This window comes from Pantoea sp. EKM21T (genome assembly GCF_011800405.1).
GTDB lineage: Bacteria > Pseudomonadota > Gammaproteobacteria > Enterobacterales > Enterobacteriaceae > Pantoea > Pantoea agglomerans.
In genome coordinates, this window is sequence record NZ_JAALFV010000015.1 from 67574 (window position 1) to 88606 (window position 21033).

Here is a 21033-nt window from a genome sequence, read left to right on the forward strand (position 1 = left end):
TTCAGCTCCGTTCAGCAATCAGCGAGACCGCCTGTAAATAAGCCTGCAGCGCGGGCGCCACATCAGCCACCGCCACGGACTCCGCCGGATGGTGGCTGATACCACGATGGTTACGCACAAATAGCATGCCGACCGGCCAGCGTTCAGCGATAGCGATGGCGTCGTGCCCCGCACCGCTCGGCAGTGACAGACTGCGACCCTGCACCGTTTCCACCGCATGACTCAGCGCCTGTTGCAGCGCGGAGTCACAGGCGGTGGCACCGATGCGATAATATTCGTTCGACTCAAAGCGGAGTCCACGCCGCAGCGCAATCGCCTCCGCCTGGGTTAACAGGCTGGAGAGCAGTGTCTCCAGCGGGTTATCCAGCGGACCGCGCACGTCCAGCGACAGCGATACCTCGCCAGGGATTACATTGACCGCTCCCGGCGCGCAGTTAATCGTACCGACGGTAGCCACCAGTTGCGGATCCTGCTCACGGGTGGTCTGCTCAATAAACATCATCCACTCGGCAGCGGCAGCCAGCGCATCTTTGCGGTGGGTCATCGGCACCGTGCCCGCATGGCCCGCTTCACCGGTGAAACGGCAGTTGAGGCGGCGCGCACCGTTGATGGCCGTGACCACACCGAGCGCCAGATCCTCCTGCTCCAGGCAGGGGCCCTGCTCGATGTGCAGCTCAAGATAACCGACGATATCCTCAACCCGCCGCGCCGCAGATGCGATCCTGTCGCTGTCGAGACCGACATCCGCCATCGCCTGCGCCACGGTGATGCCGTTGCCGTCAGGATGCGTCACCCAGCTTTGCGGCCAGCTGCCGGTAATGCCACGACTGCCGAGCAGCGTAATGCCAAAACGTGTGCCCTCTTCGTCACCAAAGCCAATGACTTCAATCGCCAGCGGTAAGCGGCGCTGATGTTCGTTAAGCCACTGTACGGTTTCAATGGCGCTGAGCACGCCCAGCATGCCGTCGTAGCGACCGGCGTTGCGCACCGTGTCGAGATGCGAGCCAAGCAGTAACGCGGGTGCACCCGCTTCTGCCGCCTCGTAGCGCCCACAGATATTGCCGACTTCATCCTGCCACACCTGCATCCCCGCCGCCTGCATCCATTCACCGACACAGGCGTTGGCGCGCAGATGTTCGGGTGAGAGGTAGACGCGGGTCAGCCCCTCGGCCGTTTCGCTGATCGCCGCCAGCGCATCGCAGCGCGCCATAACGCGCTGTGCAGCGGCCTGGGCTTCGCTGGCGCTCATCATCATGCGTGGCTCCCGTAGTGATCCCAGGCGGCCTGCGCCGCGGCACCCTGCGGCGTGCGATAGCCGACATAGGTCAGCACCGTTTCCAGCGCGGAGAGAGTCTGCATCACGCAATCTTTACGCGCGTTGTAGCCCATGGTGCCGATGCGCCACACCTTGCCATGCAGCGGGCCAAACGAGGTGCCAATCTCAATGCCGAAATCTTCCAGCATCAGCTTGCGCACCTGATCGCCGTTTACGCCAGACGGGATCATCACGCCCAGCACGTTGTTCATTTTGTGTTTCAGGTCGCCGAAGGTCTCCAGCCCCATCCCCTGAATGCCTTTCAGCAATGCTTCACCGTGCAGCTTGTGGCGGGCGATGCCGTTGTCCAGCCCCTCCTGCAGGATCAGCCGGGCGCACTCGCGCGCGCCAAACAGCGCACTGGTCGCTTCGGTATGGTGGTTGAGCCGCTCCGGCCCCCAGTAATCCATGATCATGCCGAGATCAAAATAGTTGGAGTAGATCACCTCCTCTTCGCCATCCTGATGCGCCTCGGTGCGGATCCCCTGCTCTACGCATTTGCGTTTGCGGATCACCGCCTCCATCTCTGCGCTCAGCGTGATCGGCGAGGTACCCGATGGACCGCCCAGGCATTTCTGCATCCCCGCGGATACGGCATCAAGTCCCCAGGCGTCCGTTTCCAGCGCGTTACCCGCCAGCGACGCGGTGGCATCGGTGTAGAACAGTACGCCATACTGTTTGCAGATCGCACCCAGCTGCTCAAGCGGCTGCAGCATGGTGGTTGAGGTGTCGCCCTGCACGGTCAGCAGCAGGCGCGGCCGCACTTTTTTGATCGCATCTTCGATCTGGTCGGGAGTAAAGACTTCGCCCCACGGCACTTCAATGGTGTGCACTTCCGCACGACAGCGGCGGGCAATTTCGCACAGCAGATGACCAAAGCGGCCAAACACCGGTACCAGCACTTTGTCGCCAGGCCGGATCGATGACAGCAGAATCGATTCGATACCGGCGCGGGAGGTGCCGTCAATCAGCAGTGTCCAGCGGTTCTCTGTGCGAAACACGCCGCGATAGAGCGCCATCACTTCATTCATGTAGTGGGTCATCGCGGGATCGTACTGCCCCAGCAGCTGACTCGACATGGCGCGCAGCACACGTGGATCGGCATTGATCGGTCCTGGCCCCATTAGCAGACGCTGTGGCGGGTTAAGTTGCGGGTATTGATTGATATCCATCGTAATTTCCTTTTTCAGAATCAGAGGCGAACCGAAGAGATAAACTGCTTCAGCTCCGGTGACTGCGGCTGAGCGAACAGCGTCTTACTGTCGCCCTGCTCCCAGACGCGCCCCTGATGCATAAAGACCACACGATCGCCCACGTCGCGGGCGAAGCTCATTTCATGCGTGACGAGGATCAGCGTCATCCCTTCTGACGCCAGCTGCTCCAGAACTTTGAGCACTTCGCCCACCAGCTCGGGATCGAGCGCGGAGGTGATCTCATCACAGAGTAAAACTTTCGGCGTCATCGCCAGTGCACGGGCGATCGCCACGCGCTGCTGCTGACCGCCGGAGAGGCTGGCAGGATAGTAGTTGAGACGCTCGCCCAGCCCGACTTTCTCCAGCATCTGCGCCGCCAGCGCCCGGCACTCGGCCTCGCTTTTTTTCAGCACCCGGCGCGGCGCCAGCATCACGTTCTCCAGTGCCGTCATGTGCGGGAACAGATTGAAGCTCTGAAACACCATCCCGACCGAGCGGCTGATTTCACGCGCCTGCGAGTCGCGATCGGTAATCGTCATACCGCCGAGCTTGATGCTGCCCTCCTGATAGCCTTCCAGCCCGTTCATGCAGCGCAGCAGCGTGCTTTTGCCCGATCCGCTGCGACCGATGATTGAGATCACCTCGCCCATGTCGATATCCAGATCCACGCCTTTCAACACATGGTTGTCGCCGTAATATTTTTGCACCTGATTAATGGTGATGAGCGGCATTGAATTTTTTCTCCAGATACTGGCTGTAGCGAGACAGCGGATAACACATCAGGAAGTAGCCCAGCGCCACCAGCCCAAAGACTTTAAACGGCTGATAGGTCACGTTGTTCAGAATGGTGCCCGCTTTGGTCAGCTCGATAAAACCGATAATTGACGCCAGCGCGGTGCCCTTGATCACCTGGACAGCAAACCCCACCGTCGGGGCGATACCGATGCGGATCGCCTGCGGCGCAATGACCCGCCACAGCGTCTGACCAAAGGTCAGGCCGAGACAGCGCGACGCTTCCCACTGGCCTTTTGGCAGGGCGCGGATGCTGCCGTACCAGATATCGACCAGAAAGGCGCTGGTGTAGAAGGTCAGCGCCAGCGAGGCCGCCGTCCAGGGTGCAACATCAATGCCGAACAGGCCGACGCCGAAAAACGCCAGGAACAGCTGCATTAGCAGCGGCGTGCCCTGAAACAGCGCGGTGTAACCGCGTACCAGCCGCGTTAACCATTTGCGTTGCAGCAGGCGCATAAACAGCAGCGGCAGCGTCACCAGCGTGCCGCCGACAAAGGCCACCAGCGACAGCAACAGGGTCCAGCGTGCCGCCAGCAGCAGGTTGCGCAGGATGTCCCAGTCGGTAAAGGTCGTCATCATGATGGCTGCACTCCAAACCATTTACGGCCAATCGCCAGCAGCAGATGGCGCATTGCAATCGACAACGCCAGGTAGATCAGCGTGGTCACCAGATAGACCTCAAAACTTAAGAAGGTGCGCGACTGGATCAGGTTGGCGGCGAAGGTCAGCTCCTCGTAGGAGACCTGAGACACCACCGATGAACCCAGCATCACGATGATGCACTGACTCACCAGCGCCGGATAAATGCGCTGCAGCGCGGGCGGCAAGACCACCCGCAGAAACGTCTGGCTGCGGGTTAATCCCAGCACCCGTCCCGCTTCCCACTGCCCTTTGGGTGTCACCTGTATTCCGGCACGAATAATCTCGGTGCTATACGCCCCGAGGTTAATCAGCATCGCCAGCAGCGCCGCCTCGCCAGCAGTGAGTTTCAGCCCCAGCGCAGGCAGACCGAAAACGATAAAGAACAGTTGCACCACAAACGGCGTGTTGCGGATCAGCTCGACATAGATGCCCCACAGGCGGCTCATCCAGCTGGGTCTGCCACTGCGCAGCGCCGCGCCCGCAATGCCGAACGCCACACCACCGGTAGTCGCCAGCACCGTCAGCTGAATGGTGACCCAAAGACCGGAGAGCAGCTCCGGCCAGTAGGGCCACAGGGCGGGAAAGTTAAGTTGCCCGGTCATGAATCTTTCCTCAGGCGCCGAGGTTGGCGGGCAGCGGCGCTTTCAGCCACTCTTCTGACAGTTTATTCAGGGTGCCATCTTTGATGCCCTGCTCAATCAGCGCATTCACTTTCGCTTTCAGTGCCGGCTGATCTTTCTTCAGGCCGATATAGCAGGGAGAATCTTTCAGCATAAACTGCGCCACCGGCGCTTTAGCCGGATTCTGACGGGCAATGGCGGCGACCACCAGGTTGCCGGTCGCCACATACTGCACCTGACCGGAGAGATACGCAGACAAGGTAGTGTTGTTATCTTCGTAGCGTTTCACCTGTGCATCTTTCGGCGCAACGTCACTGAGCACCATGTCCTCTACTGCACCACGTGTTACGCCAATCGATTTGCCGCTCAGGGCAGACGCCGCTTTGATTTCATCGCCTTTAGGCCCGAATACGCCCAGGAAGAACGGCGCATAGGCGCGGGTGAAGTCGATCACTTTTTCCCGCTCGGCATTTTTACCCATGCTGGAGATGACCAGGTCGACCTTATCGGTTTGCAGATAAGGCACGCGGTTGGCACTGCTGACCGGCACCAGCTGCAACTTAAGTTTCATCTGCTTTGCCAGGTATCTGGCCGTGTCGATGTCATACCCCTGCGGCTGCAGATCGGTGCCAACCGAGCCAAACGGCGGGAAATCCTGCGGCACGGCGATGCGAATGACGCCGCGTTTCTGGATGTCCTGCAGTTGATCGGCCAGCGCGCTTCCCGCTTGTGCCATCAGTAATGCCGCTGTCGCAACCGCCATCAAAACTTTTTTCATTATGCACCCCGGTGAGATTAACGTGAAACAAAAGATTCTTTGAGATGCAATCTGCAACTAATGTGCCAACCCGGACGGTCACAGAAAAAGGGTTAAACGGCAAAGCATTCAGCTGAAATCTGGCGTAATCGGGACGACTACGCCGGGGGAAGGTCTGTTCTGAAATGGGGCAAAGCACCAAAATGGTGCCTGTTAGCGGTGCTCCAGCTCGTCAAACTGCTGGTAAAGGTCGGCGATCTGATGAATGCGCTGGCGTCCCTGTGCCAGCATTTCATGCAGCAGTGCATTGGTAATCAGGTTAACCAGACTCATGGCGGAGCCATAACTGTCGAAGGCGGAAACGCTGTCCAGCGGCGTACAGAGCTGCCAGCGCGCCAGCGCAATCACCGTCTGCGCCTGCGGCTCACACAGCGCCAGCAGCGGGATACCGGCCGCCTGCAACTGCTGCATCAGCGGGCGAATGATGCGGGGACGACGACGGAAGGCCATCACGACCACCATATCCTCCGGCGTAATATCCACCAGCTCCTCAGCCAGCGTCTGGCCCGGCTGAGGCAGGATATGTACCTGCGAACGCGCCTGCACCAGCTGCTGTCGCAGATGCAGTGCCACCGGATAGGCGTTGCGCATGCCGATGATAAAGACGCGTTTTGCCTGCGCCAGCTGCTGGATAACCTCATTAAAGTGCCGGGCATCCAGACTGTTCACCCACTGCGTCAGGTTAGCCATCTCCTGCTTGTAGTGTCGCGCCAGCAGTGTATTGCCCTGCACCGCATCCCGGTTGTCGGTCAGCGGCATGCCGCTCTGGCGCAGGATGCGTAACTCATCACGCATATCCTTGTATTTTTCATAGCCCAGACGCTTAAACAGCCGGCTGACCGTGGCTTTCGACACGCCACTGAGCCGCGCCAGCTCGGCACTGTTGTAGCTGATCAGGTCATCGAAGTGGTCAAACACGAAGTCGGCAATGCGCTGCTCCTGCGGAGAGAGCTGGGAATAGTGACTCCTGAGTCGTTCATCAAGCTGTTTCATAACCCGTCCTGTAACTTTTGTTTCAGCAGAAGCTAGCACAATTTGCGCCAGGTTAACCGGCGCATCGTCAGCTCAGGGTGAAAACTGGAACAGCTCTTGCTTTGTTATCGGTTCTGTCACCCGGATAACGAGAAAAAGATGATTCAAAGCAATATGGCCCCGCAGGGGATGGCGGTGACGCCACACCATCTGGCGAGTGAGAGCGCGCTCGCGGTACTGCGTGATGGCGGTAATGCCATTGAAGCGATGGTAGCCGCTGCCGCGACCATCGCCGTGGTCTACCCGCATATGAATGGACTGGGCGGTGATGGTTTCTGGCTGATTCTGCCGCCCGGCGGCGATCCTGTCGCTATCGACGCCAGCGGCGCAGCCGGTTCGCTGGCTCATCACGATTTCTACGCCGATCACCCTAAGATTCCGCATCGCGGGCCGAAAGCGGCGCTGACCGTGGCCGGTACGGTCAGCGGCTGGCAGGAGGCACTAAATCTCTCGGCTGAGATGGGCACCCCGCCGCTGCCGCTGGCACGTCTGCTGCGCGATGCGATTCGCTACGCCGCCGACGGTATTCCGGTGACCACCTCACAGAGCGCCGCCACCGCGACGTTCCGCAGTGAATTGCAGCATCAGCCCGGCTTCAGCGCCACCTTTATGCCTGACGGCAACGTGCCGCAGCCAGGCAGCCGTTTTACCCAGCCCGCCCTGGCAAAGACCCTCAGCCAGCTTACTGAAGAGGGGCTCGACAGCTTTTATCGCGGCACGCTGGCTCACCATATGGCCGATGAGATGGCCACGCTGGGCATGCCGGTGACGCTGGCCGATCTGCAGCAGCATCGCGCCCGCCGCACGACGCCGCTGCATCTCTCCCACAGCGAAGGTGACATCTGGAATATCACCCCGCCAACGCAGGGCATGGTGTCGCTGGCGATCCTGGGCATCACCGATCGGCTGGAGATGGCGGAGGCTGACGATGCGCAGACGGTGCACCGTATCGTGGAAGCCACCAAAAAAGCGTTTGCACTGCGCGACAAACACATCACCGATCCGCGTCACGTCACGGAAGATTTGCAGGCGCTGCTGGACAGCGATCACCTTGCCACGCTCGCCAGCCAGATCACCGATGGAGAGGCGGCGGCATGGGGAAACGGACGCGGGCCGGGCGATACGGTCTGGATGGGCGTGATGGACAGCAGCGGCCTGGCCGTCTCCTTTATTCAGAGCATTTATCACGAATTTGGCAGTGGTGTGGTGCTGCCCGGCACGGGTATCACCTGGCAGAACCGCGGCGCCGCTTTCAGCCTCGATCCTGACCATCTGCTGGCTCTGGCACCCGGTAAGCAGCCGTTTCATACCCTGAATCCCGCCGCCGCACGGCTGAAAGATGGCCGGACGCTGGTGTATGGCGCGATGGGTGGGGATGGTCAGCCACAGACTCAGGCGGCGATTTTTACCCGCCATGTGATTCAGGGCTTGCCGTTACAACAGGCAGTCAGTGCGCCGCGCTGGCTGCTGGGCCGGACCTGGGGGCAATCATCAGACTCGCTGAAACTGGAAGGCCGTTTTGACGACGAAACGGTATTGATGCTGCGTCTGTGGGGACATGAGGTGGAGCTGCTGCCGGACTTCAGCGAATCCGTGGGCCATGCGGGCGCCATTGTGCGCCACAGCAACGGCATGTTTGAGGGCGCAAGCGATCCACGCAGTAACGGCAGCGCCGCCGGTTTTTAACAGGAGCGAATCATGAATCAACACGACTGGGCCAGCTACATCGGCCATATGGAGCAGATACTGCAACTGGAACTGGATGACGCCCGCCGCGCTGAACTGCTGATCCAGCTGTCGCGTATCGCGGAGATGGCCGCGCCGCTGATGGCGTTTCCGCTGGATGACCGGCTTGAAGTGGCAGGAGTATACCAGGCATGAGATTAGGTGACGTTTCGATTCAGACCCTGCAGCGGGCGATTCAGCAGGGTGAAATCAGTGCGCTGGAAGTGGCAAAGCGCACGCTGCAGGCGGTTGAGCAGCATAATCCGGCGCTGAATGCCTGGACGGAAGTGACCGGGCCCCGCATGTTAAAAGAAGCGGCGGATGTTGATGCGCAGCGGCAGCGCGGCGAAACCCTGCCACCGCTGGCGGGCATCCCGTATGCGGTAAAAAACCTGTTTGATGTGGCGGGTCACACTACCCTGGCCGGTGCCAGCCTGTTCAGCGACCGGCCGGCGGCACGTGCAGATGCGTTTGCCGTCGATAAACTGCGTCGCTCTGGTGCGCTGCTGTCTGGCATGCTGAACATGGATGCCTACGCGTATGGTTTTACCACCGAAAACAGCCACTACGGCGCGACGCACAATCCGCGCGATCTCAGCCGCGTGGCTGGCGGCTCGTCAGGCGGTTCGGCGGCTGCCGTGGCCGCCGGTCTGGTCCACTTTTCACTGGGCACCGACACCAACGGCTCGATTCGGGTGCCCGCGTCGCTGTGCGGTATTTTTGGTCTTAAGCCGACCTTTGGCCGGTTGTCACGCAGCGGCAGCCATCCGTTTGTCGCCAGCCTCGATCACATCGGTCCTCTGGCGCGGCGGGTTGAAGACCTGGCGCTGGTATATGATCTGTTGCAGGGAGCAGACCACACCGATGCGTTTCAGGCCGATCGCCCGCTGGCCGCGACGCTACCGGGGCTGTCACAGGGCAGCGAAGCCTTGCGCTGCGGCGTACTGGGTGGCTTTTTTGCCCGCTGGTGCGATGAGGATGCCCGCGCTGCCGTCGCGGTGGTCGCGGCAGCACTTGATGCACAGGAAGAGGTGCTGATGCCGGACGCTGAGCTGGCACGCTCGGCGGCGTTTATCATGACCGCGGCAGAAGGCGGCAATCACTATCTGCCCGCCCTGCGCCAGACGCCTGAGCAGTTTGAACCTAATTCACGCGAGCGTCTGCTGGCCGGTGCCATGATGCCAGGTGCCTGGTACGTGCAGGCGCAGCGTTTCCGCCGCCATTTCCAGCAGCAGGTGTTGCCGCTTTTTGATCGGTTTGATGTGCTGATAGCGCCGGCGACACCCTGCAGCGCGATCACCATCGGTCAGCAGACCCTGTCGATTCAGGGGGAATCGCTGCCCGCTAAGGCGAGCATGGGTATGCTGACGCAGCCGATCTCCTTCCTGGGATTGCCGGTCTGTACCGTGCCGCTGGCGACCCGAAGCGGTCTGCCGATTGGATTACAGCTTATCGCCCGTCCATTTAATGAAGAGGCGGTGTTACGTGCCGCCTGGGCACTGGAACAACGCGGCATTACGATACCGCAAATCAATATGGCTGGAGCCTGATGAACAGAGAGATTAATTTACCGCAGGTAGTCACCGAGGTGACGGCGCAGTTTTACCGCTACGAGCAGGCGCTGGTCAGCAATGACGTGGCCGAACTGGATGCGTTGTTCTGGCACGACCCGCGAACCGTGCGCCTCGGCGCTGGTGAGAATCTGTATGGCATTGATGAGATTCGTGCCTTCCGCGCCGCGCGTCCTTCCGCCGGGCTGAACCGGACGCTGCGAAACACCGTGATCACCACCTTTGGCGAGGATTATGCGGTTTGCAGCACCGAATTTACCCGCACCGGCAGCGATAAAATTGGCCGTCAGCAGCAGACCTGGGTACGTATGCCCCACGGCTGGTGCATCGTGGCGGCGCAGGTCAGCCTGATGAGCTGACATCGTCCGGCGCTTCGCCCGATCAACGCGGGGCGAGCGCCGGAACCGGCTTAAGGTGCCGGGTGCGTGTTGATCCAGTGGTCAGCGATCTGCTGACGGGTGCAGATCCAGACATCCTCATGCTGCTGGATGTGATCGAGAAAATTCTGCAGCGCGCGGAATTTGCCAGGACGACCCAGCAGGCGGCAATGCATACCGATCGACATCATCTTCGGTGCGGTTTCGCCCTCTTCATACAGTACATCGAAGCTGTCGCGCAGATAGGTAAAGAACTGTTCCGCGGTATTAAATCCCTGCGGCGAGGCAAAGCGCATGTCATTGCACTCCAGGGTATAGGGGATAATCAGGTGCGGTTTAACCGTTCCATCCTGACAGGTGACCTGGGTCCAGAAAGGCAGATCGTCGCCGTAGTAGTCACTGTCATAGCTAAAACCGCCCTGCTCCACCACCAGCCGACGGGTATTCGGGCTGTCGCGGCCGGTGTACCAGCCGGTCGGCGCTTTACCAAACAGATCAACCAGCACATCGACCGCCTGCTGCATATGCTGGCGTTCGGTTTTTGCATCCATGCCCTGATAGTGGATCCAGCGCCAGCCGTGACTGACCACATCGTAGTCAGCCTGTTTAATCGCCTCGACAACTTCCGGATGACGCGCCAGCGCCATCGCCACGCCGAAAACCGTTAACGGCAGACCGCGTTTCTGGAATTCGTTGTGGATACGCCAGAAACCGGCGCGTGAGCCGTACTCATACAGCGACTCCATCGACATGTGGCGATCGGGATAGCTCGCTGCCCCGATAATGTCGGAGAGGAACTGCTCTGAGCCGGTGTCGCCGTGCAGCACGCTGTTTTCTGCGCCCTCTTCGTAGTTAAGAACAAACTGCACCGCCACACGGGCGTTGTTGGGCCAGGCGGCGTGCGGCGGATGAGCGCCATAACCGATTAAATCGCGCGGATAGTTTTTGTTAAAGCTGTACTCTTTCTTCTCTGCAGCGTCAGTCATCACTCCACCTGTTTTGATTCGGGAAAGTTCCGTTAGTTTAGATGCTGAAACGCACCTGAGAGAGGTTTCTGCAAAGGCCAGGCCAGATCACCATGTTTGCTGGTGCCAAAACCAAGCGCCACCAGCGACTCCACCATCTTCACCGCCGCGCTGACGCCATCGATCACCGGCAGGCCGAGCTCCCGGGTCAGCTCCCCGGCCAGCGTCGCCATTCCGCCACAGCCCAGCACAATCGCCCCGCTGCCATCTTGCCGTTTAGCCTGAATGCAGCGCTGCCGCACTTTTTCCTGCGCCAGGCCGCTGCCATCTTCCAGCGCCAGTACCGGCAGATCGATGGCATGCAGCGCGGCACAGTGATGGGTAAAGCCATACTGCTGCAGCAGATGACGCGCAATCACCAGGGTGCGCGGCAGCGTGGTGACAATAGAGAAACGCGTCGCCAGCAGCGTGGCGGTATGCATCGCCGCTTCCGCGATGCCGATCACCGGTCCGCTGGCCAGCTCGCGTGCCGCCAGCAAACCCGGATCGCCAAAGCAGGCAATGACGTGGCCGCTGACGCCCTGCGCTCTGCCCAGTTTAATCTGCTCCAGAACGCCGATGGCGGCGATCGCCTCATCGAAGTGCCCTTCAATGGAAGGCACGCCCTGCGACGGCGAAACAGCCAGAATTTCGGTGCCCGGTGCGGCGACCGCACGCGCGGCCTGACCGATAGTTTCGGTCATCGCCAGGCTGGTGTTGGGGTTGATAACCTGAATCAGGCTCATGAGGCAGCTCCAGAGCCTGCGGCAAACAGTCGGGAAAAGTCGGGCAGCGTTTCCCCGCTGCGCTCGAAGTGCAGGCTGGAGACGATGTGTTCGAAGTGATGCTGTAGCGCCTGCGTCAGCGGCTGCAGCGCACGCGCGCGCAGTAACTGAAGCAGATTCGCATGATCGTCACAGCGGCAGCCACGCTGCCAGGGTGCGCCATAGGCGGCGATCACCAGCGATGATCGCTGCGTCAGACTGGTCACCATGCCGGTGAGCACCTGATTCCCGGAGATCGCCTGCAACTGAATATGAAAGGCCGCTGACAGCCGGATGGCTGCCGGGCCATCATGATCGGCGTGCGCCTGATTCTCCTGCGCGATGAGCTGCTCCAGCGCCACCAGATGCGGGGGCTGCAGATGGGCCAGGACCGCTGGCAGATTAGCGCACTCCATTAAACTGCGGGTTGAGAAGATATCCCGCGCCTCTTCAACGCCGGGTGTGGAGACCTGCGCACCACGTTTGGGCGTCAGAGTGACCATTTGCACCGCCGCGAGGCGTTGCAGCACTTTGCGGATGCCGGTGCGGCTCACGCCAAAGACCCCGGAAAGGGCCTCTTCCGGCAGTTTACTGCCCGGCGGCAGCTGATGCTCAACAATGGCGTTCATCAACGCCTGGTAAATCCCTTCATCTTTATCCTGCAGCCTGGTGGCGTCTCGCTGTCCTGTTTTACTCGTCATTACCCGCTCCGGTCGCTTGCTGTACGCCACATATCGTATACGTGAAAAATAAATATTGTATACAAGAAAAGAGATCTGGCCTGGATCCTGCAATACCGCTTTACCAGATTATTCATTCCACTCTCGGGTAGAGGAGCAGGTTTCATGCCAAATCAATCAACGGTGGCCAGCACGGCCTCTGAAGCCAACGCCCGTTACAGCCCACGACTCTGTAACGACGACCTGGCACCGACTCGCGATCAGAACTGGTCGTGGTACAACATTTTTTCTTTCTGGATGTCGGATGTGCACAGCATGGGCGGCTATGTGGTGGCCGCCAGCTTCTTCACGCTGGGATTAGCCAGCTGGCAGGTGCTGCTCTGCCTGCTGGCGGGGATCTGCATCGTGCAGATCTGTGCGAATCTGGTGGCGAAACCGAGCCAGATGGCGGGCGTCCCCTATGCGGTGATCTGCCGTCAGGCGTTTGGGGTGTTTGGTGCCAATATCCCGGCAGTGATACGCGGTCTGATCGCGTTCGCCTGGTATGGCATCCAGACCTATCTGGCGGCGAATGCGCTGATGCTGGTGCTGCTGAAGTTCGCGCCGTCGCTGACGTCGATGACCGTGCCGCACTGGCTTGGTCTGTCGCTGCTGGGCTGGTGCTGCTTCGGCATTATGTGGTTACTGCAGGCGATGGTGTTCTGGCATGGCATGAACGCCATCAAACGGTTTATTGATGTCGCCGGACCGGCGGTCTATGTGGTGATGGTGGCGCTGGCGGGCTGGATTGTATACAAGACCGGCTTCGATGGGATCTCGTTTACTCTCGCCAGCAAATCGCTGACCGCAGGCGAGCAGACGTGGCAGATGATTACGGCGACGGCGCTGGTGGTCTCTTACTTCTCCGGGCCGCTGCTGAACTTCGGTGACTTCTCACGCTACGGCAAAAGCATGTCAGAGATCCGTCGCGGCAACCGCTGGGGACTGCCGTTTAACTTTCTGCTGTTCTCGGTGGTGACCGTAGTGATTGTGTCGGGCACCCAGTCGCTGTTTGGCAAAATGATTACCGATCCCATCGAAACCGTAAGCATGGTCGGCAACGATCTGGCGGTCGCAATTGGATTGCTGACCATGATTACCGCCACCATCGGTATCAATATCGTGGCGAACTTCGTCTCACCCGCTTTTGACTTCTCTAACTGCTCACCGCAGAAAATCAGTTTCCGTACCGGCGGGATGATCGCTGCGGTGGGGTCGGTGCTGTTAACGCCGTGGAATCTGTTCCAGTCTCCAGAGCTGATTCACTATACGCTGGATGTGCTGGGATCGTTTATCGGGCCGCTGTTCGGGATTCTGCTGACCGATTTCTATCTGATTAAACGTGGACGCATCTCGGTCGACGATCTGTTTAACGATACGCCGGCAGGCCGTTACTGGTATCGCGGTGGCTTTAACCCTAAAGCGATTGGCGCACTGCTGCCATCGGTGGCGATTTGCCTGGTGATTAGCTTTATCCCTTCCCTGCATCAGGTGGCGAACTTCAGCTGGTTTATTGGCGCCGGTCTGGCGGCAGGCTGCTATCGCTTTATCGCCCGTGAAGATCGTGAGGCGGAGGATGGTGCCCGCTGGCAAGGCGAGGTGATGCCGCAGAAGAACCAGGCCACCGCTGAATAGCAGACAGCAAAAAGCCGATTCATTTCTGAATCGGCTTTTTTAAAGAGATTGGCGGAACGGACGGGGCTCGAACCCGCGACCCCCTGCGTGACAGGCAGGTATTCTAACCAACTGAACTACCGCTCCGCGCTTTGTTCCCCGTCGGGAACGAGGCGCATAGTAATGGCAGCCTGTTGCGACGTCAACGCTTTTTCCAGGCGAACAAATCGTTTGCTGTTTTTTTCAGCTTGCCGTTGATTTTATCCACAAAAATGCGTAATTCAGCCGCGCCACAGGCAGCTGCCACCCTTTTTCATCACCAGATCCAGACGTGACTCATGGGCAACCACTTCTTCATCGCTGGCCGTGACCACGCGCAGTGCAGAGGTGGGACGCACGATGCGCTGGATGCTCTCTCCCTGCGCCTGTCGGGCGCTTTCACTTTCCGATAAAAAGGAGAGTGACGTTTGTCCGCCGGTCATCGTCAGGAAGACTTCAGCCAGAATCTCGGCATCGAGCAGTGCGCCGTGCAGGGTTCGTTTGCTGTTGTCTATTTCGTAACGCGAGCAAAGCGCATCAAGGCTGTTGCGCTTGCCGGGAAACATACGGCGCGCCAGCGCCAGACTGTCGGTGATTTTGCAGAAGGTTTCGGTTTTCTCAATGCCACGGTTCAGCTTTGCAAACTCGTAGTCCATAAAGCCGATATCAAACGGGGCGTTATGGATCACTAATTCAGCACCGCGAATGTAGTCGAGAAACTCATCGGCAATCTCGCTGAAGGCAGGCTTGTCGGCCAGGAACTCATCGGCAATGCCGTGTACGCCAAAGGCTTCGGGATCGACCAGCCGATCGGGCTTGAGATACATATGGAAATTGTTACCGGTCAGGCGACGGTTAATCACCTCTACCGCACCAATCTCAATGATGCGGTGCCCCTCATAATGTACCCCGATCATGTTCATGCCGGTGGTTTCAGTATCGAGAACGATCTGGCGGTTATTTGCAGTGCTCATAAGACCCGTTTTATGTCAGACTTAGCGTTTTTGAGAGGAAGTCTACCAGAGATGCGCAAACAGGTAGAAATATTCACCGATGGATCCTGTCTTGGAAATCCCGGCCCCGGCGGTTATGGGGCGATTTTACGCTACGGTCAGCATGAGAAAACCTTCAGCGCGGGCTATCACCTTACCACCAATAACCGGATGGAGTTGATGGCGGCGATTGTCTCACTGGAAGCGCTGACTCAGCCGTGCGATGTGGTGCTCAGTACCGACAGTCAGTATGTGCGTCAGGGAATTACCAGCTGGATCCATAACTGGAAAAAGCGTGGCTGGAAAACCGCCGACAAAAAGCCGGTGAAGAATGTCGATCTCTGGCAGCGTCTCGACTTAGCACTCAGCACCCATAAGATTCAGTGGGAGTGGGTTAAAGGCCATGCCGGACATCCGGAAAATGAGCGCTGCGACGTGCTGGCCCGCAGCGCGGCTGAAAATCCCGCTTTTGAGGATATCGGTTATAAAACCGAATCCTGATCCTCTGCCTGCCGGAACTGGCGTGTGGCATTGACCGTCTGGCGGATCTTGCTGGTGCTCATACTCTTCTTAGCCCGGGTCGGCAGCAGCGGGAAGGTGCGTTTACGCGCCACCACAATATTCAGACAGCCCAGCGCCGGTAAGTGGGCGCTGATCAGTTTTCCGCCCTGCCGATGCCACGGCAGCACCTGAAAGCGGGTGCGATAGACTACCTCATAATTCAACAGTCCCAGCCAGTCGACTAACCGCACCTGGCTGAACATCCGTCCGCTCCAGGGGGCTTTGCGGTTCAGGCCCGGCACCATCTTACTCACGCCGAGCAGGCTGAATGGATTGAAGCCGCTGATAATCATCCAGCCATCATCAATTAACACCCTATCTACTTCACGTAACACCCGGTGAGGATCCTGGCTCCAGGCGAGCGTATGGGCCAGCAAACAGGCATCGATCGACTTCGACTCAAACGGCAGTTGCATCGGGTCAGCCAGCACCTGTAACAGATCACCTTCCCTGCCAACATTGACCTGATGTGAAATAGCACAGTTTTCGGTGTTGATTTCTGCGCTGAGGTTGCCAAGCTTAAGCATATGAAAGCCATAAAGCTTTCCAAGGTAAGGCTGAAGCTGCTGCGTTAGCGCGTCGCGGAAATAATCTCCCCACGGCATATCGCGCCATGACAGCGGTGCGTTCAGAATCTGGCGTGATTTAGCGGGCTTCATGCTTTACGCTCTTCCTTTTCCTACGACCTGCGAGAGGTGATGATGAATCTTACCAGTATTCCTGCGTTGCAGGACAACTACATCTGGACGCTGACTGATGATGACGGTAAATGCCTGATTGTCGATCCCGGCGAAGCCCAACCGGTGTTAGAAAAAATGGCCTCCAACGGCTGGCAGCCGGTCGCTATTCTGCTGACTCACCACCATAACGACCACACGGGCGGAGTGAAAACACTGTGCGAGCATTTCCCTCAGCTTGAGGTCTATGGTCCCCAGGAAACTGCGGCTAAAGGGGCCAGAACCATAGTCAGCGAAGGCGATAAGGTCACGGTACTGGGCCTGACGTTTGAGGTAATCCACACCCCTGGTCACACTTTAGGACATATCTCATATTACAGCTCACCTTATCTTTTCTGTGGTGACACACTCTTTTCGGGCGGCTGCGGGCGCCTTTTTGAGGGCACGGCAGAGCAGATGTATGATTCCTTTCAAAAGCTTAACCAGCTTCCAGGTGAAACATTAGTCTGCTGCGCACATGAATATACTTTATCCAATCTGAAGTTTGCTGCGGCTATTCTGCCCCATGACCCACAAATAACGGCCGAATATCAGAAAATTAAGGACTTACGCGCTGAAAATGGCATTAGTTTGCCCACAAAACTGGCGCACGAACGGACAATAAATTTATTTCTTCGCACGCAAGACGTTGATTTACAAAGGGCATTAAACGTTAACGTTACTGATGAACCCGTATGGCGTTCATTTGCCGTTCTACGCGAGAAGAAAGACGCTTTTTGATTTTTCGGGTTGTGTTGTGAAAAGTCGTCACGTATAGTTGCTCGTCTTTTAAGCGAACTATTGACACACACATGAAGGCTAAAGCGATCTTACTCGCCTCAGTCTTGCTGGTAGGATGTCAGGCGTCCAGGAACGATGCCAATATCCCGGTACAGCATGCACAGAGTCTGTCTTCAGCTGGTCAAGGTGAAAATGGAAAGTACGGAGACGAGTTTTTGTCGCCGCGATGGCAGGAAGATGGAACTGGCCTCGCAGCAGATGCAGATCTCTGGAGTTTCATTAGTGACGAGTTGAAGATGGGGATTCCGGAAAACCCGGCAATCCGCGAACAAAAAAGTAAATTTTTAAAAAATAAGAGCTATCTCCACGATGTAACATTACGGGCAGAGCCGTACATGTACTGGATAGTCGAGCAGATACAGAAACGTAAAATGCCGATGGAACTGGTACTGCTACCCATAGTGGAGAGCGCTTTTGACCCCCGAGCAACTTCATCCGCCAATGCCGCTGGTATCTGGCAGATTGTTGCTGCAACAGGTCGAAACTATGGTTTGAAACAGAACCAGTATTACGATGGGCGACGCGATGTGGTCGCATCCACGAAAGTTGCGCTGGATATGATGCAGCGTCTTAACACCATGTTTGACGGCGACTGGTTATTAACCATCGCAGCGTACAACAGTGGTGAAGGACGTGTACTCAAAGCGATAAAGCAGAACAAGGCGCGCGGTAAGCCGACTGACTTCTGGCATTTATCGCTGCCACGCGAAACGACCGTGTATGTGCCTAAAATGTTAGCTCTGAGTGAACTGCTCAAAAATAACAAGCGTTACGGTATCAAACTGCCGACACCTAATGAAAGTCGTGCTCTGGCGCGAGTGGAAGTGGGTCAGCAGATACAGCTGACGCAGGCTGCCGAAATGGCGGGTATGTCGCTCACGAAACTGAAGAGCTTCAATACCGGTTACAAAGGCGGTGCAACAGCGCCAAACGGCCCACACTATATTATGGTGCCGAAGTCGAACGTCGCGAAACTGCGTAACTCACTGGCTTCCGGTGACATCGCAGCGGTACAACCTACTCAGCTTGCGAAAGCCAGTGCGAGTGGCGGGTACAAAGTGCGACGGGGTGATACGCTCTCTGGTATCGCCTCAAAACTTGGCGTTAGCGTCTCGACACTGAAGCAGGATAACAACCTGCGCGGTGCTGATATCCGACCGGGTCAGACTCTGACCATTGGTTCGAATGGCACCCGACTGGCTGATAACGGCAACAGCATCACCTATCGTGTTCGTAAGGGTGATTCTCTTGACAGTATTGCCCGTCATCACGGCGTCAATATCAAAGACGTGATGCGCTGGAACAGTGTGCTGGACAGTGCGAAAGATATTCAACCCGGCGATAACTTAACGCTGTTTGTGAATAATAACGCAACACCTGATACCTGATACGTTGAAAAGGCTGACATTTGTCAGCCTTTTTCTTTTATTCATCCGCCACCGTTTACTCATCTGCCGGACTTCCCTCCCCTTCTGCAGGCTCGCTTAATGCACCGGACTAGCTTCCTGAACTGAACTCTACCAGTAAGGGGTTATGGTCGGACGCGCGCGTCACCAGTACGGATGCCTCACTCACCCTGAGATCGCGATAGAAGACGAAATCCAGCGGGCGACCAAAGGCTTTACGGCGGTGATCGGCAGTGAACATCACCTCTTCCAGCTTCATTCGCTGTGCAAAACGGTAGAGGGCATTGATACGCTGACGGCTCCAGGCATTGAAATCCCCGGCCATAATCACCGGCCCCTGGTGATGCATGATCTGCTCCCCGATTGGCCCCAGCTGTTTACTGTAGACGTCGACGCCCAGGCTGAAATTTACCGCATGGATGTTCACGACCATCAGCATTTCACCCGTGGGCAGCGGATACGCCGTGACCAGTGCCGATTTTGACAGCCTCAGCAGAGGCTCACGCTCACGCAACGGGCAGCAATAGACCGGGTGCGCAGAGGCGAGCGTCATCACCCCAGAGGGATGCTGAGGCAGCACAAAGGCAGGTACCTGATCGGCAGCAAGATAATTACTGGTGGCAAACTCCACCAGTTCTGGTGTGGTCTGCGCTTCCTGCAGTAATACCAGGTGCGCATCTTTACCAAATCCTTCCAGTACCGACATCCAGTCTGCGCGTTGCTGCTTGAAGATGTTCCATACCAGAACCTTGAGGTTTGGGTGCGCGGGCAAGGGTGCGCCAGGTGGCAGTGCCTGACCGAGATGGAGCATCGCGCCAGGTGGAAAGATCTGTTCCACTGGTTGTCCTGCTACATATCGCATTGCATAAGTTTTTTTGCGCACTTTCCCGCCTGGCTGATGATTCAAAATACAGTTAACACCTGTCTGTTATAGGGATTTTAGACCGGGGTTTCAATGGATGCAGGTGAATGTCAGAATTCATCACCTTTTCCAGAATAAAGCAGCCCTTTTAAGTTCGCTAAGCAAAACGAGGCAGATCAGGCGGTGACATCCCCGATGTCATCGTTAACGGCTCCTGTACTGGTTATAACAGCATTATCAGTCATAAACTGGCTTAATGGCCATGTGACTGCAGGGAGGAAGAATGAAGGCATCTTCTGATGAACTAAAAGTGTTTGTCAGCGTAGTAGAAAGTGGAAGTTTCAGTCGCGCTGCTGAACAGCTGAAGATGGCTAACTCTGCCGTCAGCAGGACAGTTAAAAAGCTGGAGAGCAAGCTGGGTATTGCCCTGCTGACCCGCACAACACGGCAGCTGGCGCTTACGCAGGAGGGCGAACGCTATTTTCGCCATGTTCAACGTTTTTTGCAGGAGATGACCACGGCAGAAAGCGATTTGATCGAGAGTTTACAGGCGCCTAAAGGACTACTGCGCGTTGATGCCGCGACGCCGGTCATTCTGCATTTGCTGATGCCGATGATTAAACCCTTTCGTCTGCGCTATCCTGACGTGACTCTTTCTTTGATCTCCTCAGAGAGTTTTATCAATCTGATTGAGCGGAAAGTGGATATCGCCATTCGCGCCGGCAATCTCACCGACTCAACGCTGCGCGCCCGGCTGCTGTTCAGGAGCTTTCGCAAGATGGTTGCTTCACCCGCCTATCTCCGTGAGCATGGGACACCGCAAACGGTGGCTGAGCTGGATAACCACCACTGTCTCGGCTTTGATGATTCCCCACGACTCAATCGCTGGCCCGTCTCCCGTGAAAGCGGCGAACTCTATGATATTAGCTGGGCTATCTCCTCTAACAGCGGAGAGACGATTAAGCAGCTCTGTCTTACCGGTAATGGTATTGCCTGTCTGTCGGACTATATGATCGATCGTGAAGTTGCTGAGGGAAAACTGGTGGAAGTGTTGGCCGATCAGCGTCTGCCGGTCGAGATGCCCTTCCATGCTGTTTACTACAGTGATATTGGCGTAAGCCAGCGTGTGCGCGCTTTTATCGATTTTCTGAGTGAGTGGACAGCTGACCAGCCGTGGCGTACCTGAAGTCTACAGGGGCGGGCCTGATCGGGGTCTGCCCGCACACAATTGGGAAGGGTGGGATCGATTGCGGGATTATTGCTTCAGATTCAAAGATTTAGCGATCGTCAAAATGATCCGGGAGATTGAAGAGAATCAGCGCGGTGTATTTTTCCGTGGTGAATTTTCTGCAATGGAAAAAGCCCTGACCGTTAAGTCAGGGCTTTCCAATTAAGTGGCGGAACGGACGGGGCTCGAACCCGCGACCCCCTGCGTGACAGGCAGGTATTCTAACCAACTGAACTACCGCTC

The 21033-nt window shown here is 57.4% G+C and carries 22 protein-coding genes and 1 tRNA gene; 9 read left to right on the plus strand and 14 right to left on the minus strand.

From position 1 onward, the window contains the following. Window position 1 precedes the first annotated feature (1 nt). From hpxK to hpxU, 7 genes are all read right to left on the minus strand, one after another. The gene (hpxK, locus tag HFD87_RS21780; protein WP_045140748.1) at window positions 2–1255 is read right to left on the minus strand and encodes an allantoate amidohydrolase; all 1254 of its coding nucleotides are present in this window, start codon (window positions 1253–1255) and stop codon (window positions 2–4) included. Continuing rightward, on the minus strand, window positions 1252–2487 hold the full coding sequence (locus HFD87_RS21785; RefSeq protein WP_167423925.1) for an alanine--glyoxylate aminotransferase family protein: 1236 nt from the start codon (window positions 2485–2487) through the stop codon (window positions 1252–1254). The genes hpxK and HFD87_RS21785 overlap by 4 nt, the downstream gene beginning before the upstream one ends. Window positions 2488–2507: 20 nt before the next feature. Continuing rightward, the gene (locus HFD87_RS21790) at window positions 2508–3239 is read right to left on the minus strand and encodes an amino acid ABC transporter ATP-binding protein (RefSeq protein WP_010671147.1); all 732 of its coding nucleotides are present in this window, start codon (window positions 3237–3239) and stop codon (window positions 2508–2510) included. Next, window positions 3220–3876, minus strand: coding sequence for an amino acid ABC transporter permease (locus tag HFD87_RS21795; RefSeq protein ID WP_010255156.1), 657 nt, complete (start codon window positions 3874–3876; stop codon window positions 3220–3222). Before HFD87_RS21795 ends, HFD87_RS21790 begins: the two co-directional genes overlap by 20 nt. After that, window positions 3876–4544, minus strand: a complete 669-nt coding sequence (locus HFD87_RS21800) for an amino acid ABC transporter permease (RefSeq protein WP_167423926.1) — start codon at window positions 4542–4544, stop codon at window positions 3876–3878. Before HFD87_RS21800 ends, HFD87_RS21795 begins: the two co-directional genes overlap by 1 nt. 10 nt (window positions 4545–4554) lie before the next feature. Then, a complete protein-coding gene (locus tag HFD87_RS21805) occupies window positions 4555–5340 on the minus strand; it encodes a transporter substrate-binding domain-containing protein (RefSeq protein WP_010255154.1) in 786 nt (261 codons plus the stop codon). 192 nt (window positions 5341–5532) lie between these two features. After that, complete coding sequence (gene hpxU, locus HFD87_RS21810; protein WP_167423927.1) at window positions 5533–6372, minus strand: MurR/RpiR family transcriptional regulator HpxU; 840 nt, start codon at window positions 6370–6372, stop codon at window positions 5533–5535. A gap of 138 nt (window positions 6373–6510) precedes the next feature. Here hpxU and HFD87_RS21815 point away from each other — a divergent pair, with 138 nt between their 5' ends. From HFD87_RS21815 to hpxZ, 4 genes are read left to right on the plus strand one after another with little or no spacing between them, the layout of a single operon-like run. Then, on the plus strand, window positions 6511–8097 hold the full coding sequence (locus tag HFD87_RS21815) for a gamma-glutamyltransferase family protein (protein ID WP_167423928.1): 1587 nt from the start codon (window positions 6511–6513) through the stop codon (window positions 8095–8097). Between the two features lie 12 nt (window positions 8098–8109). After that, on the plus strand, window positions 8110–8292 hold the full coding sequence (gene hpxX, locus HFD87_RS21820; protein ID WP_003852562.1) for an oxalurate catabolism protein HpxX: 183 nt from the start codon (window positions 8110–8112) through the stop codon (window positions 8290–8292). Continuing rightward, a complete protein-coding gene (locus HFD87_RS21825) occupies window positions 8289–9686 on the plus strand; it encodes an AtzE family amidohydrolase (protein WP_159227323.1) in 1398 nt (465 codons plus the stop codon). The genes hpxX and HFD87_RS21825 overlap by 4 nt, the downstream gene beginning before the upstream one ends. After that, complete coding sequence (hpxZ, locus tag HFD87_RS21830) at window positions 9686–10066, plus strand: oxalurate catabolism protein HpxZ (RefSeq protein ID WP_010255141.1); 381 nt, start codon at window positions 9686–9688, stop codon at window positions 10064–10066. Before HFD87_RS21825 ends, hpxZ begins: the two co-directional genes overlap by 1 nt. Window positions 10067–10116: 50 nt before the next feature. Here hpxZ and puuE read toward each other — a convergent pair whose 3' ends face one another. The 3 genes from puuE to HFD87_RS21845 are packed head-to-tail and all read right to left on the minus strand — an operon-like array spanning window position 10117 to window position 12553. Further along, window positions 10117–11070, minus strand: coding sequence for an allantoinase PuuE (gene puuE / locus HFD87_RS21835; protein WP_010255138.1), 954 nt, complete (start codon window positions 11068–11070; stop codon window positions 10117–10119). A gap of 32 nt (window positions 11071–11102) precedes the next feature. Further along, a complete protein-coding gene (gene hpxA / locus HFD87_RS21840) occupies window positions 11103–11834 on the minus strand; it encodes an allantoin racemase (RefSeq protein WP_010255136.1) in 732 nt (243 codons plus the stop codon). Further along, window positions 11831–12553 carry a GntR family transcriptional regulator gene (locus HFD87_RS21845; protein ID WP_010255133.1) on the minus strand — a complete coding sequence of 241 codons (723 nt, stop codon included), beginning with the start codon at window positions 12551–12553 and terminating at the stop codon, window positions 11831–11833. Before HFD87_RS21845 ends, hpxA begins: the two co-directional genes overlap by 4 nt. A 144-nt stretch (window positions 12554–12697) precedes the next feature. On the opposite strand from HFD87_RS21845, the gene HFD87_RS21850 reads away from it, so the two are divergent. Then, window positions 12698–14206 carry an NCS1 family nucleobase:cation symporter-1 gene (locus HFD87_RS21850; protein WP_033756668.1) on the plus strand — a complete coding sequence of 503 codons (1509 nt, stop codon included), beginning with the start codon at window positions 12698–12700 and terminating at the stop codon, window positions 14204–14206. Between the two features lie 49 nt (window positions 14207–14255). On the opposite strand, the gene HFD87_RS21855 is transcribed toward HFD87_RS21850, so the two are convergent. Next, window positions 14256–14332, minus strand: a tRNA-Asp gene (locus tag HFD87_RS21855). A 134-nt stretch (window positions 14333–14466) separates the two neighbouring features. Next, entirely contained in the window at window positions 14467–15198 is a 732-nt protein-coding gene (gene dnaQ, locus HFD87_RS21860; protein WP_010255127.1) for a DNA polymerase III subunit epsilon, read from the minus strand. Between the two features lie 51 nt (window positions 15199–15249). Here dnaQ and rnhA point away from each other — a divergent pair, with 51 nt between their 5' ends. Next, on the plus strand, window positions 15250–15717 hold the full coding sequence (rnhA, locus tag HFD87_RS21865; RefSeq protein ID WP_010255125.1) for a ribonuclease HI: 468 nt from the start codon (window positions 15250–15252) through the stop codon (window positions 15715–15717). Here rnhA and HFD87_RS21870 read toward each other — a convergent pair. Next, entirely contained in the window at window positions 15699–16436 is a 738-nt protein-coding gene (locus tag HFD87_RS21870; protein ID WP_010255122.1) for a class I SAM-dependent methyltransferase, read from the minus strand. The two genes, rnhA and HFD87_RS21870, sit on opposite strands and share 19 nt — an antisense overlap. A gap of 42 nt (window positions 16437–16478) precedes the next feature. On the opposite strand from HFD87_RS21870, the gene gloB reads away from it, so the two are divergent. After that, window positions 16479–17234 (plus strand): hydroxyacylglutathione hydrolase, encoded by a 756-nt coding sequence (gene gloB, locus HFD87_RS21875; RefSeq protein ID WP_010255119.1) that lies wholly within the window; start codon window positions 16479–16481, stop codon window positions 17232–17234. 71 nt (window positions 17235–17305) lie between these two features. Further along, a complete protein-coding gene (gene mltD, locus HFD87_RS21880) occupies window positions 17306–18682 on the plus strand; it encodes a murein transglycosylase D (protein ID WP_022625195.1) in 1377 nt (458 codons plus the stop codon). Window positions 18683–18791: 109 nt separating this feature from the next. Here the strand turns inward: mltD and HFD87_RS21885 are convergent, their stop codons facing one another. Further along, on the minus strand, window positions 18792–19583 hold the full coding sequence (locus HFD87_RS21885) for an endonuclease/exonuclease/phosphatase family protein (protein ID WP_010255114.1): 792 nt from the start codon (window positions 19581–19583) through the stop codon (window positions 18792–18794). Window positions 19584–19845: 262 nt separating this feature from the next. Here HFD87_RS21885 and yafC point away from each other — a divergent pair, with 262 nt between their 5' ends. Continuing rightward, the gene (gene yafC, locus HFD87_RS21890) at window positions 19846–20748 is read left to right on the plus strand and encodes a DNA-binding transcriptional regulator YafC (protein WP_022625197.1); all 903 of its coding nucleotides are present in this window, start codon (window positions 19846–19848) and stop codon (window positions 20746–20748) included. The last annotated feature ends 285 nt before the right edge of the window (window positions 20749–21033 follow it).

Excerpts from the sequence above, each read along its gene's own strand:
- hpxK (WP_045140748.1), bottom strand. The coding sequence starts at position 1,255 with ATGATGATGAGCGCCAGCGAAGCCCAGGCCGCTGCACAGCGCGTTATG.
- HFD87_RS21785 (WP_167423925.1), bottom strand. The coding sequence starts at position 2,487 with ATGGATATCAATCAATACCCGCAACTTAACCCGCCACAGCGTCTGCTA.
- HFD87_RS21790 (WP_010671147.1), bottom strand. The coding sequence starts at position 3,239 with ATGCCGCTCATCACCATTAATCAGGTGCAAAAATATTACGGCGACAAC.
- HFD87_RS21795 (WP_010255156.1), bottom strand. The coding sequence starts at position 3,876 with ATGACGACCTTTACCGACTGGGACATCCTGCGCAACCTGCTGCTGGCG.
- HFD87_RS21800 (WP_167423926.1), bottom strand. The coding sequence starts at position 4,544 with ATGACCGGGCAACTTAACTTTCCCGCCCTGTGGCCCTACTGGCCGGAG.
- HFD87_RS21805 (WP_010255154.1), bottom strand. The coding sequence starts at position 5,340 with ATGAAAAAAGTTTTGATGGCGGTTGCGACAGCGGCATTACTGATGGCA.
- hpxU (WP_167423927.1), bottom strand. The coding sequence starts at position 6,372 with ATGAAACAGCTTGATGAACGACTCAGGAGTCACTATTCCCAGCTCTCT.
- HFD87_RS21815 (WP_167423928.1), top strand. The coding sequence starts at position 6,511 with ATGATTCAAAGCAATATGGCCCCGCAGGGGATGGCGGTGACGCCACAC.
- hpxX (WP_003852562.1), top strand. The coding sequence starts at position 8,110 with ATGAATCAACACGACTGGGCCAGCTACATCGGCCATATGGAGCAGATA.
- HFD87_RS21825 (WP_159227323.1), top strand. The coding sequence starts at position 8,289 with ATGAGATTAGGTGACGTTTCGATTCAGACCCTGCAGCGGGCGATTCAG.
- hpxZ (WP_010255141.1), top strand. The coding sequence starts at position 9,686 with ATGAACAGAGAGATTAATTTACCGCAGGTAGTCACCGAGGTGACGGCG.
- puuE (WP_010255138.1), bottom strand. The coding sequence starts at position 11,070 with ATGACTGACGCTGCAGAGAAGAAAGAGTACAGCTTTAACAAAAACTAT.
- hpxA (WP_010255136.1), bottom strand. The coding sequence starts at position 11,834 with ATGAGCCTGATTCAGGTTATCAACCCCAACACCAGCCTGGCGATGACC.
- HFD87_RS21845 (WP_010255133.1), bottom strand. The coding sequence starts at position 12,553 with ATGACGAGTAAAACAGGACAGCGAGACGCCACCAGGCTGCAGGATAAA.
- HFD87_RS21850 (WP_033756668.1), top strand. The coding sequence starts at position 12,698 with ATGCCAAATCAATCAACGGTGGCCAGCACGGCCTCTGAAGCCAACGCC.
- dnaQ (WP_010255127.1), bottom strand. The coding sequence starts at position 15,198 with ATGAGCACTGCAAATAACCGCCAGATCGTTCTCGATACTGAAACCACC.
- rnhA (WP_010255125.1), top strand. The coding sequence starts at position 15,250 with ATGCGCAAACAGGTAGAAATATTCACCGATGGATCCTGTCTTGGAAAT.
- HFD87_RS21870 (WP_010255122.1), bottom strand. The coding sequence starts at position 16,436 with ATGAAGCCCGCTAAATCACGCCAGATTCTGAACGCACCGCTGTCATGG.
- gloB (WP_010255119.1), top strand. The coding sequence starts at position 16,479 with ATGAATCTTACCAGTATTCCTGCGTTGCAGGACAACTACATCTGGACG.
- mltD (WP_022625195.1), top strand. The coding sequence starts at position 17,306 with ATGAAGGCTAAAGCGATCTTACTCGCCTCAGTCTTGCTGGTAGGATGT.
- yafC (WP_022625197.1), top strand. The coding sequence starts at position 19,846 with ATGAAGGCATCTTCTGATGAACTAAAAGTGTTTGTCAGCGTAGTAGAA.